13 protein-coding genes are annotated in these 12869 nt (G+C 73.7%); 10 read left to right on the top strand and 3 right to left on the bottom strand.

Annotated features, from left to right (window positions below; translation table 11 throughout):
* Positions 1 to 4: 4 nt before the first annotated feature.
* Complete coding sequence (locus J7F03_RS14665) at positions 5 to 736, top strand: LysR family transcriptional regulator (RefSeq protein WP_214949571.1); 732 nt, start codon at positions 5 to 7, stop codon at positions 734 to 736.
* On the opposite strand, the gene J7F03_RS14660 is transcribed toward J7F03_RS14665, so the two are convergent.
* Positions 725 to 1459: a translation initiation factor IF-2 gene (locus J7F03_RS14660; RefSeq protein WP_214949570.1), complete on the bottom strand. Its 735-nt coding sequence runs from the start codon at positions 1457 to 1459 to the stop codon at positions 725 to 727. The genes J7F03_RS14665 and J7F03_RS14660 overlap by 12 nt on opposite strands.
* A gap of 386 nt (positions 1460 to 1845) precedes the next feature.
* Between J7F03_RS14660 and J7F03_RS14655 the strand changes: the two genes are divergently transcribed.
* Positions 1846 to 2547: a trans-aconitate 2-methyltransferase gene (locus tag J7F03_RS14655; protein WP_214949568.1), complete on the top strand. Its 702-nt coding sequence runs from the start codon at positions 1846 to 1848 to the stop codon at positions 2545 to 2547.
* 58 nt (positions 2548 to 2605) lie between these two features.
* Here J7F03_RS14655 and J7F03_RS14650 read toward each other — a convergent pair whose 3' ends face one another.
* On the bottom strand, positions 2606 to 3517 hold the full coding sequence (locus tag J7F03_RS14650) for an alpha/beta hydrolase (RefSeq protein ID WP_308379524.1): 912 nt from the start codon (positions 3515 to 3517) through the stop codon (positions 2606 to 2608).
* 206 nt (positions 3518 to 3723) lie between these two features.
* Here J7F03_RS14650 and tdh point away from each other — a divergent pair, with 206 nt between their 5' ends.
* The 3 genes from tdh (at position 3724) to J7F03_RS14635 (ending at position 7160) form a co-directional block, all read left to right on the top strand.
* The gene (tdh, locus tag J7F03_RS14645; RefSeq protein WP_214949564.1) at positions 3724 to 4755 is read left to right on the top strand and encodes an L-threonine 3-dehydrogenase; all 1032 of its coding nucleotides are present in this window, start codon (positions 3724 to 3726) and stop codon (positions 4753 to 4755) included.
* Between the two features lie 136 nt (positions 4756 to 4891).
* Complete coding sequence (locus J7F03_RS14640; RefSeq protein WP_214949562.1) at positions 4892 to 6103, top strand: glycine C-acetyltransferase; 1212 nt, start codon at positions 4892 to 4894, stop codon at positions 6101 to 6103.
* 142 nt (positions 6104 to 6245) lie between these two features.
* Positions 6246 to 7160: a LysR family transcriptional regulator gene (locus J7F03_RS14635; RefSeq protein WP_214949560.1), complete on the top strand. Its 915-nt coding sequence runs from the start codon at positions 6246 to 6248 to the stop codon at positions 7158 to 7160.
* Positions 7161 to 7187: 27 nt separating this feature from the next.
* Here J7F03_RS14635 and J7F03_RS14630 read toward each other — a convergent pair whose 3' ends face one another.
* Entirely contained in the window at positions 7188 to 7967 is a 780-nt protein-coding gene (locus J7F03_RS14630) for a DeoR/GlpR family DNA-binding transcription regulator (protein ID WP_214949559.1), read from the bottom strand.
* A 183-nt stretch (positions 7968 to 8150) separates the two neighbouring features.
* Between J7F03_RS14630 and J7F03_RS14625 the strand changes: the two genes are divergently transcribed.
* The 5 genes from J7F03_RS14625 (at position 8151) to J7F03_RS14605 (ending at position 12795) form a co-directional block, all read left to right on the top strand.
* The gene (locus J7F03_RS14625; protein WP_214949558.1) at positions 8151 to 9053 is read left to right on the top strand and encodes an SIS domain-containing protein; all 903 of its coding nucleotides are present in this window, start codon (positions 8151 to 8153) and stop codon (positions 9051 to 9053) included.
* Entirely contained in the window at positions 9050 to 9886 is an 837-nt protein-coding gene (locus J7F03_RS14620; RefSeq protein WP_214949557.1) for a class II fructose-bisphosphate aldolase, read from the top strand. Before J7F03_RS14625 ends, J7F03_RS14620 begins: the two co-directional genes overlap by 4 nt.
* A 25-nt stretch (positions 9887 to 9911) precedes the next feature.
* Entirely contained in the window at positions 9912 to 10436 is a 525-nt protein-coding gene (locus J7F03_RS14615) for a hypothetical protein (RefSeq protein ID WP_214949556.1), read from the top strand.
* 122 nt (positions 10437 to 10558) lie between these two features.
* Positions 10559 to 11737, top strand: coding sequence for an LLM class flavin-dependent oxidoreductase (locus J7F03_RS14610; RefSeq protein WP_214949555.1), 1179 nt, complete (start codon positions 10559 to 10561; stop codon positions 11735 to 11737).
* Entirely contained in the window at positions 11734 to 12795 is a 1062-nt protein-coding gene (locus J7F03_RS14605; RefSeq protein ID WP_214949554.1) for a zinc-binding dehydrogenase, read from the top strand. The genes J7F03_RS14610 and J7F03_RS14605 overlap by 4 nt, the downstream gene beginning before the upstream one ends.
* The last annotated feature ends 74 nt before the right edge of the window (positions 12796 to 12869 follow it).

The following is a 12869-nucleotide window of genomic DNA, read 5'->3' as shown; positions in this document are numbered from 1 at the left end:
GTCCATGCGCGTGACGCAATCCGGCGCCCCTGGGCTCGATCTGAACCTCCTCGTCGCCCTGGACGTCCTCGTCGAGGAGCCGAGCGTGTCCCGGGCGGCGGCCCGGCTGCACCTGTCCGAGCCCGCCATGAGCCGCACCCTCGGCCGGATCCGCAAGGCCCTCGGCGACCCCGCCCTGGTCCGGGCCCTGGCCGAGAGCCACATCGACGTGCCGGCGCTGCGCGAGGGCGTCGCCGACTTGGAACTCGGCATGATCGACACCCGTTCCCCGGAAGTGCGGATCGAGCACCTCGCCGACGAGCGCATGCCGGCCGTCGCGCGCTCCGGACACCCGCTGCTGCGGGGGCCCGTCACCGCGCGCCGGTTCGCCGCCGCCCGGCACCTGATCGTCTCCCGACGCGGCCGCCTGGAGGGCCCCGTGGACACCGCGCTCGCCGAACAGGGGATCACCCGGCAGGTGGTGGGCAGCGTCGGAACCTTCCCCGCCTCCCTCTTCGTGCTCCGTGAATCCGACCTCGTCGGGCTGATCACCAGTCAGGCCGAGTCACTCGCCACCGCATTGGGTCTGGAGGTCTTCGAAGTCCCCCTCGATCTACCGCCGTTGCCCTTCGGCATGGCCTGGCATCCGCGCCACGACGCCGACCCCGGCCATGCGTGGCTGCGCGACTGCGCCCGCGCGCTGATGCGGCCGGGCCAAGGCTTTCGCCGGAGCCAGGTACCCCGCTCAGTGCGGTGACGGCATCGGGTCCAGTGCGTTGCCGATGGTGCAGCCGCCCTCTCCGGGCATCCGCTGGATCCGGGGCGGCACCCACACCTTGGTGGCGCCGGGGCCCACACGGGCGAGAAGGCAGTCCTGCGCGTCGAAGTGGTTGCCCTTTACCGACAGGAGAACGCCGACCCGGTCGCCGTCCGCCTTCACCTCGATACGGATCGCCGGATGCAGGTCCAGGGCGGCGAGCGTACGGCGCACCTCGGCCTCGTCCACCCGGCCGCCCTCCGGCACCCGGGGGAGTTTCGCCTGGAGCTCCTCGTACGGCAGCCGAGGCGGTTCGGGCGGCGGGGCGAAGGTCAGCGGAGGGCCATCCGGGCAGTCCACGTCACGGGGATCCTCGCGCCACTCCGACTTGGGCGACACCCGCACCGCGAAACAGCGCCGCACGAAGACCTCCTCGGCGTCGAGCCATTCGTTGAACGCCGAGCCGGACGTGCGGACGACCACGTCGACGCCGTCCCCGTCATGTGTCGAGGTACCCGTCACCCGCAGTACCTCCACCCCGTCGATACCGGAAGCGGAGCGCCCGACCTCCTCCGCCGTGCGCGGACGCTGGCTGTGGAGCCGCTCGCCCGCCTTCCTGGCCACATCCCGTGCGGCGTCCGTCGCATCGTCCTCGGAGGACTGCACCACCCCGCAGCCGGCGGTGAACAGCAACAGCGGGGCGAGCAGCAGCAGTCGGCGCATGCGTTCACCTTTCCGGCGCCGCGCGCGGCGGGCAACTGTTCGCGTACTCAGACTGGCGTAGGTGATCGTACTCAGCCGGTGCGGCGATCAGACGTGGGTGCACCCCGTGAGGTTCCGGCGGCGGGCGTACGCCTCGATCTCGATCCTCATCCGGGGGTCGGCGAGGACCCACGGCGAAACCCACCGTGCCATCGCCGCCCCGGTCTCCGACCGCGCCGCCGAACGCACCACCCGCCGGCACGCCCGTCGCCGCCCTCACCATGACCGACGTGGCCGCCCGGAGCGCCCCGAACGCCGTAGGGACTGACCCGAACGCCTCCCCCGTCCGGGGGAGGTCCGGCCCCGGAACCGTCCTGCGGCCCCACCATCCGGGCAGGCTTGCGGACATGCGACAGCAGTACGACACGTCAACGCCCCCGCCGGCCTTCTCGGTCGCCGACGCCTTCACCCTGCGCACCGCGCTGGACGCCCTCGGCGGAGTCCGCGGCCTCGACACCCTCGACGCGGCCTGCGGGCACGGGTCCACCACCCGGCTGCTGGCCAGCGGCGGAGCCCGCCGGACGGTGGGCGTCGACAGCTGCCCCGAACGCATCCGGCAGGCCAGGCAGGGCGGGGGCGATGTCGAGTACGTCGTCGCCGAAGCCGCGGACATCGCGGCACTGGGCCCCTTCGACCTGGCCACCGCCGTCTACCTGTTCAACCAGGCCCACGACCGGACCGCCCTGCACGCCATGTTCCGGGCCGTGCGCGCCGGCCTGCGCCCCGGGGGACGGCTCCTCGCCATCGTGCCGAACCCGGGCGCCTTCCCGTACGCGGACTGGACGCCGTACGGGATCAGCGTCGTCGAGCGGGCTCCGGGCGGCGACGCGCCCCTGCTGCGGGCCCGGCTGGAGACCGATCCGCCCGTCCCCTTCGAATGCCGGGAATGGGCCCACGCCGACTTCGCGGAGGCCGCGGCCGACGCCGGCTTCACGACGGTCGCCTGGCAGCCGACCCGGACCCCGCCCGCGTGCGCGAACCGGGACGAGACGTACTGGGCCCGCTACCGCACGGCTCCGGTGGGCTCCCTGATGAACTGCGTGGCCTGACCGCCCGGACGCCGGCCGGCCGGCAGCGCGGCTGCCGCGAGGCGCGTTCGGCGGCGGCTCAGGCCTCAGCCGCCGCGGTGTGGATCAGCTCCACGATCCGGTCGCGGGCCGCCCTGCCCTCCGGGACGGGCAGCAGCGGGTACACGTGCGGGAGCCCCGGCTCCTCGTGGAACTCCACCTCCGCGCCGGCCGCCCGGGCCCGGCGCAGCAGTTCGCGGCTGTCGGTCGTCAGGACGTCCCGGGTGCCCGTGAACACCGTCAGGGGGGCCAGCCCCGCGAACGACCCGTGCAGCGGGCTCACCCGCGGATCGTCGACCGCCAGGTTGCCCGCGTACAGCCGCCCGGCCTCCCGCAGTCCCGGGCGGGCCAGCATCGGGTCGCCCGCCTCGATGGCCGCCTGGTCCGGGTGGCTCATGGAGACGTCCAGCCAGGGCGAGATCAGCACGATCCGGGAAGGCTGCGCCCCGCTACCGTCGCGCAGCCGCTGGGCCGCCGCCAGTGCCAGTCCGGCACCGGCGGAGTCCCCGATGAGCACCGTGCCGCCCGCGCCGCCGCCCGCGATCAGGCCGCTGAGCAGGTCGGCGGCGACCGGGACGGTCCGGTCGGCGGTCCCGCGCGGGGCCAGTATGTACGCCGGGACGACGACCCGGGCGTGGGCCTGCGTGACCAGCGTCCTGATCAACGACCAGTGCGGCCGGACCAGTTCGTTGATGTACCCGCCGCCGTGCAGGTAGAGCACCTGGGCGGCCGGCTCGGTACCGGCCGGCGAGACGTCGTACACGGGCCAGGCCCCGACGAAGGTCCGCGAGACCTCCGCGATCCGCCCCAGCGAGCGCGGCGGCAGATGGGACGCCGGCCGCCGGGCCGACTCGGCCACCCGGATGCGGACCGCCTCCGCGCTCCCGAACCGTCTTCGCCGTCCCGCCGCGATCAGCGCGACCGAAAGCGCCCTGCTGCGCAGACTCGGCACGCCCCTCACCTCCCCATTCCCGGCCCGGACCACTCCCCGGCCCCTGCCCGACACCCCAGGAGCATAGGCGTGAAGCTGGCCTGTGGACCCGCTTAAGAAATCCTCGATGGACTGATCACCTCGCGGGTCGGCAGATTGGTGACGTCCGCACGCTGCCCGGCCCGCACGCCCCGTAGCGCTTCCTTCCGCATGCCTGGAGCCACCCCATGAAGGCACTCGTCAAGCACAAGGCCGAGCCCGGGCTGTGGCTCATGGACGTTCCCGAGCCCGAGTACGGCCCCGGCGACGTGCTGATCAAGGTGCTGCGCACCGGCATCTGCGGGACGGACCTGCACATCCGCTCCTGGGACGGCTGGGCGCAGGGCGCCGTCAAGACCCCGCTCGTGCTCGGCCACGAGTTCGTCGGCGAGGTGGCCGCGCTCGGTGCGGACGTGTCCGACATCGAGATCGGCGCGCTGGTCAGCGGCGAGGGCCACCTGGTGTGCGGGAAGTGCCGCAACTGCCTGGCCGGTCGCCGCCACCTGTGCCGCAGCACGATCGGGCTCGGAGTGGGACGCGACGGGGCGTTCGCCGAGTACGTGGTGCTGCCCGCGCAGAACGTGTGGGTGCACCGGACCAAGGTCGACCTCGACGTCGCGGCGATCTTCGACCCGTTCGGCAACGCCGTGCACACCGCGCTCTCCTTCCCGCTGGTCGGCGAGGACGTGCTGATCACCGGCGCGGGCCCGATCGGGATCATGGCGGCGGCCGTGGCCCGGCACGCGGGCGCGCGCAACGTCGTCATCACCGACGTCAGCCCGGAGCGCCTGGAGATCGCCCGCAAGGCCGGCGCGACCCTCGCCCTCGACGTCTCGAAGGCGACGATCGCCGACGCGCAGGCGCAGCTCGGCCTGCGCGAGGGCTTCGACGTCGGCCTGGAGATGTCCGGCCGCGGCGAGGCGATGCGCGACATGATCGACAACATGACGCACGGCGGCCGGATCGCCATGCTGGGCCTGCCGGCGCAGGACTTCGCCGTCGACTGGGCCAAGGTCGTCACCTCGATGATCACGATCAAGGGCATCTACGGACGCGAGATGTTCGAGACCTGGTACGCGATGACCGTGCTGCTGGAGGGCGGGCTCGACCTCAGCCCCGTCATCACCGGCCGGTACGCCTACGGGGACTTCGAGGCCGCGTTCGACGAGGCGGCGACCGCCCGCAGCGGCAAGATCATCCTGGACTGGACGCAGGCGTAACCGGCGCCATCCGCCCGTTCGCCCGTCCGTCCCCACAAGCCATTTCCCTCCGGCCGGGCCCCGCCCACCCTCCCCCTCCGCGGGGCCCGGCCCCCCTCCTTCCTTCCGCCGCACCAGGAGAAAGAGAGCACCGCACATGTTCGAGACCGTCCGCGCGGACCTGCGTACCACCCTCGACGAGATCCGCGCCGCGGGCCTGCACAAGCCCGAGCGCGTCATCGGCACCCCGCAGAACGCCGCCGTCGCCGTGACCTCGGGCGGCGCGGCCGGTGAGGTCCTCAACTTCTGCGCCAACAACTACCTCGGTCTCGCCGACCACCCCGAGGTCGTCACCGCCGCGAAGGAGGCCCTGGACCGCTGGGGCTACGGCATGGCCTCCGTCCGCTTCATCTGCGGTACCCAGGAGGTGCACAAGGAGCTGGAGGCGCGCCTCTCCTCCTTCCTCGGCCAGGAGGACACGATCCTCTACTCCTCCTGCTTCGACGCCAACGGCGGAGTCTTCGAGACGCTGCTCGGCCCCGAGGACGCGGTCATCTCCGACGCGCTCAACCACGCCTCGATCATCGACGGCATCCGCCTCTCCAAGGCCCGCCGCCTGCGGTACGCCAACCGCGACCTGGCCGAGCTGGAGACGCGGCTCAAGGAGTCGCAGGACGCCCGCCGCCGGCTCATCGTCACCGACGGCGTGTTCTCCATGGACGGCTACGTCGCCCCGCTGGCCGAGATCTGCGACCTCGCGGACCGCTACGACGCCATGGTCATGGTCGACGACTCGCACGCCGTCGGCTTCGTCGGCCCCGGCGGGCGCGGCACCCCGGAACTGCACGGGGTCATGGACCGTGTCGACATCATCACCGGCACCCTCGGCAAGGCGCTGGGCGGAGCCTCCGGCGGTTACGTCGCCGCGCGCACCGAGATCGTCGAGCTGCTGCGCCAGCGCTCGCGCCCGTACCTCTTCTCCAACTCCCTCGCCCCGGTCATCGCGGCCGCCTCGCTGAAGGTCCTCGACCTGCTCGAGTCGGCGGGCGACCTGCGCGAGCAGCTCGCCGCGAACACCGCGCTCTTCCGTACGAAGATGACCGAGGCCGGCTTCGAGATCCTCCCCGGCGACCACGCCATCGCCCCGGTGATGATCGGCGACGCGGCGGAGGCCGCCAAGATGGCGGAGCTCCTGCTGGAGCGCGGGGTCTACGTGATCGGCTTCTCCTACCCGGTGGTCCCGATGGGCGCGGCGCGGATCCGCGTCCAGCTCTCGGCCGCCCACTCCACGGCCGACGTGGAGCGCGCGGTGGCGGCGTTCATCGACGCGCGCTCGGCGCTGGCGGCCCTGGCGGGCGCCGAGTCCTGAGCTGGGCCCCGGCCGGGGCGGCTCCGGCTCCGGCCCTTGCCCCGCCGGGCTCCGGCCCCGGCCTTCGTCCCGGCGGGCCCGCGCGGGCCGACCGACCGGCCGATCGGGGCGGCCGGGCCCTGCGGCCTGCGAGAATGGTGGGGTGATCGACCCCCGCCGGCTGCGCATCCTGCGGGCCGTGGCGGACCACCGTACGGTGACCGCCGCGGCCGCAGCCCTGTACCTGACCCCCTCCGCCGTCTCCCAGCAGCTCGCGGCGCTGGAGCAGGAGACGGGCCACGCGCTGCTGACCCGCAGCGGCCGGGGCGTACGGCTCACCGCGGCCGGCGAGATCCTGCTCGGGCACGCCCACGAGGTGCTGGCCCAGCTGGAGCGCGCCGAGGCCGAACTCGCCGCCTACGCGGGCGGTTCGGCGGGTGAGGTCACCGTCGCGGCCTTCGCCACCGGCATCGCCGAGGTGCTGGCCCCGGCCATCGCCCGGCTCGCCCTGGACCGCCCCGGGATCCGGCTGCGCGTACGCGACGCCGAGGGCGACCAGAGCCTGCCGCTGCTGCTCGACGGCGAGGCGGACCTCGCGCTGGCCGTCGAGTACCGGGGCGCCCCCGGCGCAGGTGACGGCCGGCTGTCCGTACTCCCGCTCTACGCGGAGCCCTTCGACGCGGTCCTCCCCGCCGGCCATCCCCTCGCCGACCTGCCCGAGGTGTCGCTGGCCGACCTCTCGGACGCGGACTGGGTGGGCCAGTACCCCGGCAACCCCTGCCACGACGTGATGCAGCTGGCCTGTGAACTGGCGGGCTTCCAGCCCCGGTTGGTGCATTCCTCCGACGACTTCAGGGCCGTGGTCGCGCTGGTCGGTGCGGGCGCCGGCGTCGCCCTCGTACCGCGCTCGGCGCTGCGCGGCATGGACCTCAAGGAAGTCCAGGTGCGCCCGGTGGCCGGCTCGGCGCCGACCCGCCGCGTCTTCGCGGCCACCCGGCGCGGAGCCGAGGCGCACCCGCTGATCGCCCCGGTCCTGGCGGCCCTGGCCCGCGAGGCGGGCCGCCTCCCGGCGCACTGACGGGTCCCGGACCCCTGGTCCGGCCGCTCAGACGCGGATGACCTCCACGCCCGCCGCCTCGAAGGCCCCGGCGACCGACGGCGCCAGGCCGGTGTCCGTCACCAGGACGTCCACGGCGTCGGTCGCGACGATACGGGCGAAGGCGCGGACGCCCAGCTTGCTGGAGTCGGCCGCGATCACCACGCGGCGGGCGCGCTCGCACAGCAGCCGGTTCATGGCGGCCTCGTCCTCGTGCCGGGTGGCGGCACCGTCGGCCGGGTCGAAGGCGTCCACACCGACGACGGCGGTGTCCACGGAGAGCTGCCCGAGCACCTCCATGGCCAGGGGGCCGGTGAGCTCGTAGGACTGGGGCCGGGCCACGCCGCCCGTCAGCACGATCTTGAACTGCGGCCTGATGACCAGTTCGCTCGCGATGTTGAGGGCGTTGGTGACGACGGTGAGCGCGGGGGAGCCGGTGGCGAGGTCGGGGCGGGCGGCCAGCGCGCGGGCCACTTCGGTGGTCGTGGTGCCGCCGGTCAGGCCGATCACCTCGCCCGGGACGATCAGTCCCGCGACCGTCTCGCTGATCCGGCTCTTCTCGGCGGCCCGGCGCGAGGTGCGGTAGCGCAGGGGGAGTTCGTACGAGACCCCCTGCAGGACCGCTCCGCCGCGCGTGCGCACCAGCAGCTGCTGTTCGGCGAGCTGGTCGAGGTCGCGGCGGATGGTGGCGGCGGACACGCCGAGGGCCTCGGCGGCGGGCTCCACCTCCAGCTCTCCCCGCTCCACCAGCAGGTCCAGCAGTGTCTGCCAGCGTTCCTTGCGGGTCATCGGCCGCCCCTTCGGTCTCTGATTCGAGCGTCGCTTGGCTGTTCGCTTCGGCGTGCCCTCTTGGCCTACGTATCGACATTAACGCAGGAGATCATCCCTGAGATGCTTGAAGTTGCGTGAAAGGCCGCAGTATCTTGCAGGAACACGCATTCAGGGGTGCACGCACCGCGCTAGGGAGCCGCCATGAGCCATGTCGCGTACGAGTTGGGCACGCAGCCCGCATGTTGGGAACGGGCCGCCGAACTGGCCCCGGAACGGCGGGCGGTGCTGCCGCGGCCGGGGGAGCGTACCGCGATCGTCGGCTGCGGGACCTCGTACTACATGGCCCAGGCCGCCGCCGTACTGCGGGAGGAGGCCGGAGCGGGCGAGACCGACGCCTTCCCCGCCTCCGAGTTCCCCCGCCACCGGCGCTACGACCGGGTCATCGCCCTGACCAGGTCCGGGACCACCACCGAGGTGCTCGACCTGCTGGCCGGACTGCGGGACGCGGGCGTACCCACCACCGCCGTCATCGGGGACCCGGCCACGCCCGTCATGACCCTGGCCGACGAGCTCGTCGTACTGGACTTCGCCGACGAGCGGTCCGTCGTCCAGACCCGGTTCGCCACCACCGCCCTCACCCTGCTGCGCGCCCACGTCGGCCTGCACAGCCCCGCCGTCGTCGCCGACGGGCGCACCGCGCTCGCCGAGCCGCTCCCCGCGGAGCTGGAGACCCGGGGGCAGTTCACCTTCCTCGGCCGCGGCTGGAGCGTCGGACTCGCCCACGAGGCCGCGCTGAAGATGCGCGAGGCCTCCCTGTCCTGGGCCGAGTCCTACCCGGCCATGGAATACCGGCACGGACCCATCAGCGTCTCCGCGCCCGGCACCGCCACCTGGTCGCTCGGCGACGCGCCCGAGGGCCTCGCCGAACAGGTCCGGGGGACCGGGGCCCAGTGGGTGGCCGGACACCTCGACCCCCTCGCCGAACTGGTCCGCGTACACCGCCTGGCCATCGCCGTCGCCGCCCACCAGGGGCTCGACCCGGACGCGCCGCGCAACCTGACCCGCTCGGTGATCCTCACCACCGGCGAGGAGGCGGTCCGATGAGCCTGGTCCCCGCCGGCACGCTCGTCCTGGAGGCGGCCGCCCGGGGCCGCGCCGTCGCCGCCTTCAACATCATCACGCTGGAGCACGCCGAAGCCGTCGTCGCGGGCGCCGAGTCGGCCGGACTTCCCGTCGTCCTCCAGCTCAGCGAGAACGCCGTCAAGTTCCGGGGCGGGCAGCTGCTGCCCATCGCCCGCGCGGCCGTCGCCGTCGCCGAGGCCGCCGGGGTCCCCGTCGGCCTGCACCTGGACCACGTCAAGAGCTCCGAGCTGCTGCGCCAGGCCGTGGACGCCGGTTTCAGCTCCGTCATGTACGACGCCGCGCACCTGCCCTACGCCGAGAACCTGGAAGCCACCCGCTCGGCCGCCGACTGGGCGCACGTCAACGGGCTCTGGATCGAAGCCGAGCTGGGCGAGGTCGGCGGGAAGAACGGGGCCGCGCCGCTGGACCCGCACGCGCCGGGCGCCCGTACCGACCCGGACGAGGCGCGGCGGTTCGTCGCCGACTCCGGCGTGGACGCGCTGGCCGTGGCGATCGGCAGCAGCCACGCCATGACGAGCCGGACCGCCGCCCTGGACCACGTGCTGCTCGCCCGGCTCGTCAAGACCGTCGACGTCCCCCTGGTCCTGCACGGCTCCTCCGGCCTGCCGGACGCGGAGCTCGCGGCGGCCGTAGCCTGCGGCATCCGCAAGGTCAACATCGGCACCGCCCTCAACGTGGCGATGACCGAGGCCATCCGAACCCATCTGACGCCGGCGGACCCCCGCCCGTATTTGACCGCCGCACGGGAGGCGATGACGGCGACGGCCGCCGCTATGATCAGCGCCCTGAACTGACGGGCACGGGTACCGGGGGCACTTCATGGAAACGCAACGGGGCCGCACCAGCAGACGTGGGCTGCTTCTGGGACTGGGGGCCCCGCTGCTCCTCGGCGGAGCCGGGCTCGGCTACGCGCTGTGGCCCGAGGAGGCGGGCGGCCCGACGGTCCGTACCGACGTGGAGCCGCTGAACCGCCGCTTCTGGACCGCGCTGGGCGACGTGTCCAACGCGCACTGGCTGGGCTACAACATCGAGGAGGCCGGCAAGGACCGGGTGACGGTACCCAGCCCGGAGACCCGCGTGCGGCTGGTCGGGCTCGCCCGCCTCGCGTCGGGCAAGGCGAAGGCCATCATGCGCGATCCCGCCCACAGCTTCGAGGCCGCGGCGCTGTCCACCCTGCCCGGCCCGCTGAAACCGTACGTCCCCTCCAGCGCGGGCTGGCGCCAGAGCGCGACGTACGACAAGCGCGCCCTGGAGGAAGGCCTGAACGTGGTCCCGTCGGGCACGTTCCACTTCGATGGCATACGCGACCTCGTGTACTTCGACTTCGTCTTCCACTACAGCTGAGCCGCGGTCCGGGCGGGACGTCCCACTCAGCGGGAGGACGGCGGCGCGGGCATTGAAGGTGCGGCGGGAGCGGTGTTTCGTCGGATGCCGAAGCAGGCGCCGACGAGGGAAGGCCACCGCACATGCCGCAGCTGCAGCCGTTTCTCCCCCACCGCTTCGGGGTGTTCCTCGCCCCCTACCACCGGCCCGACCGGGATCCCGCCCTCCAGCTGCGGCGGGACCTCGACCTCGTCACCGTCCTCGACCGGCTCGGGTACGACGAGGTGTGGGCCGGGGAGCACCACTCCGCCGGGTACGAGATCATCGCCTCGCCCGAGCTGTTCCTCGCGGCCGCCGCCGAGCGGACCGCCCGGATCAGGCTGGGGACCGGAGTCAACTCCCTCCCGTACCACCAGCCGCTGATCCTCGCCGACCGGATCTGCCAGCTCGACCAGCAGTCCCGGGGCCGCGCCATGCTGGGGGTCGGGCCCGGTCAACTGCCCTCCGACGCCTTCATGATGGGAGTCGACCCGCTCCGCTCCCGCGAGATGACGGCCGACGTCCTCGACGCGATCGTCCGGCTGCTGCGCGGTGAGACGGTGACGGCCGCCACCGACTGGTTCGCCCTGGAGGATGCCCGGCTCCAGCTCGGCCCCTACCGGGGGCGGGAGCTGGAGGTCGCCGTCGCCTCCGCCGTATCGCCCACGGGGGCGGTGCTCGCAGGCCGCCACGGGCTCGGGATGCTGTCCCTGGCCGCCGCCGACCCGGCCGGATACGAGGCGCTCGGCACCAACTGGGCCGCCCACGAGCGGGCCTGCGCCGAAGCGGGCCGCCCCGCAGACCGCGACGCCTGGCGCCTGGTCACCCCGGTGCACCTCGCCGAGACCCGCGAACAGGCCCTGCGCGAAGCCGAGTACGGTACGCCCGACCTCGTGGACTACATCGAGAAGCTCGGCGGGACCCGCCTGGAAGGCTGCGCCACACCCGCCGGCGCCGTCGGGCGGTGGACCACCGACGGGCTGCCCACCTTCGGCCGGGCCGTCATCGGCACCCCCGAGGACGCCGTCGAGCGGATCGGTCAACTCGCCGACAAGACCGGCGGTTTCGGTACCTTCCTCATCCTCCAGCTGGACCTCGCCGAGCCCGCCGCCGCCCTGCGCAGCGTGGAGCTCTTCGCCGAGCGCGTCGTCCCCCGGCTCACCGGCCACGCCGACTCCCGCCGCGCCAGCCTGGAGTGGGCCGCGAGCAAGAGCGAGCGGTTCGTCGGAGCCGTGCGCCGATCCACCATGGAGGCCATCGCCCGCAAGGGAGAGGTCCGTTGAGGGCCGCGGTGCTCGAAGGCGGCCGGTTCACCGTACGGGAGCACCCCGATCCGGTACCCGGCCCCGGGCAGGCCCTCGTGGAGACCGCCGCCTGCGGGATCTGCGGCTCCGACCTGAGCGCGGTCGCGCACACCGCCGACTTCCTGCGGGCCTCCCGGGACAGCGGCACCACCAGCTTCCTCTTCGACCCGGACCGTCCGCTGGTGATGGGCCACGAGTTCTCCGGCCGGGTGCTGTCCTACGGGCCCGGCGCGACCGGGCCCGAACCGGGCACTGGGGTGGTCGGCCTGCCCTGGGCGGTCGACCCGGGCGGGGTCGTGCGCACCGTCGGCTACAGCAACGCCTTCCCCGGCGGCTTCGGCGAGCGGATCGTCGTACAGGCACAAGCCCTGCTGCCGGTCCCGGACTCCCTGGACCTCGAACTCGCCGCCCTCACCGAGCCGTTGGCCGTCGGCTTCGGCAACATCGCCCGCAGCGCGGCCGGCAAGGACACCCCGGCCGTGGTCGTCGGCTGCGGCCCGGTCGGTCTCGGCGCCATCGCCGCCCTGCTGGAGCGCGGCGCCGGACCCGTCGTCGCCTCCGACCCCTCCGCGCTGCGGCGGGCCGCGGCCCTGCGGCTCGGCGCGCACGCGGTGGTGGACCCCGCCGAGCGTGACCCCGTAGGCCTCTGCGCCGAACTGGCGGGCGCGCGCCCGCGCCCCACCGTGGTCGTGAACTGCGTCGGCGTGCCCGGCATGCTCGACCGGCTGCTGCACACCGTCCCGCGCGGGACCGAGATCCTGCAGATCGGCGGGGTGATGACCGAGGACGTGATCCGCCCGCTGGTGGGCATCTACAAGGACGTCACGATCCGCATGTGCCTCGCCTACCCGCCCGAGGAGTTCGGCGCCACCCTCGACCGCCTCGCCGACGGCCGCATCGACGCGGCCTCCCTGATCACCGGGGAGGCCGGGTTCGCCGGCCTCGACGCGGCCTTCGCGTCCCTGCGCCGGCCCGGGGAGCACGTCAAGGTGCTGATCCGCCCGGGGCTCGGGGGAAACGGGGTGGTGGCCCGCTGACCCTTCCGGATTCTTGGAACAGGTTCTAGTCTGCCCCCGCGGCGGCGGCGGACGGCCGCGAGACCTTGAGCCAC

It is taken from the genome of Streptomyces sp. ISL-43, from assembly GCF_018614195.1.
Lineage (GTDB): Bacteria > Actinomycetota > Actinomycetes > Streptomycetales > Streptomycetaceae > Streptomyces.
This window is presented reverse-complemented; position numbering and strand designations above follow the sequence as displayed.

Excerpts from the sequence above, each read along its gene's own strand:
- J7F03_RS14665 (WP_214949571.1), top strand. The coding sequence starts at position 5 with ATGCGCGTGACGCAATCCGGCGCCCCTGGGCTCGATCTGAACCTCCTC.
- J7F03_RS14660 (WP_214949570.1), bottom strand. The coding sequence starts at position 1,459 with ATGCGCCGACTGCTGCTGCTCGCCCCGCTGTTGCTGTTCACCGCCGGC.
- J7F03_RS14655 (WP_214949568.1), top strand. The coding sequence starts at position 1,846 with ATGCGACAGCAGTACGACACGTCAACGCCCCCGCCGGCCTTCTCGGTC.
- tdh (WP_214949564.1), top strand. The coding sequence starts at position 3,724 with ATGAAGGCACTCGTCAAGCACAAGGCCGAGCCCGGGCTGTGGCTCATG.
- J7F03_RS14640 (WP_214949562.1), top strand. The coding sequence starts at position 4,892 with ATGTTCGAGACCGTCCGCGCGGACCTGCGTACCACCCTCGACGAGATC.
- J7F03_RS14630 (WP_214949559.1), bottom strand. The coding sequence starts at position 7,967 with ATGACCCGCAAGGAACGCTGGCAGACACTGCTGGACCTGCTGGTGGAG.
- J7F03_RS14625 (WP_214949558.1), top strand. The coding sequence starts at position 8,151 with ATGAGCCATGTCGCGTACGAGTTGGGCACGCAGCCCGCATGTTGGGAA.
- J7F03_RS14620 (WP_214949557.1), top strand. The coding sequence starts at position 9,050 with ATGAGCCTGGTCCCCGCCGGCACGCTCGTCCTGGAGGCGGCCGCCCGG.
- J7F03_RS14615 (WP_214949556.1), top strand. The coding sequence starts at position 9,912 with ATGGAAACGCAACGGGGCCGCACCAGCAGACGTGGGCTGCTTCTGGGA.
- J7F03_RS14610 (WP_214949555.1), top strand. The coding sequence starts at position 10,559 with ATGCCGCAGCTGCAGCCGTTTCTCCCCCACCGCTTCGGGGTGTTCCTC.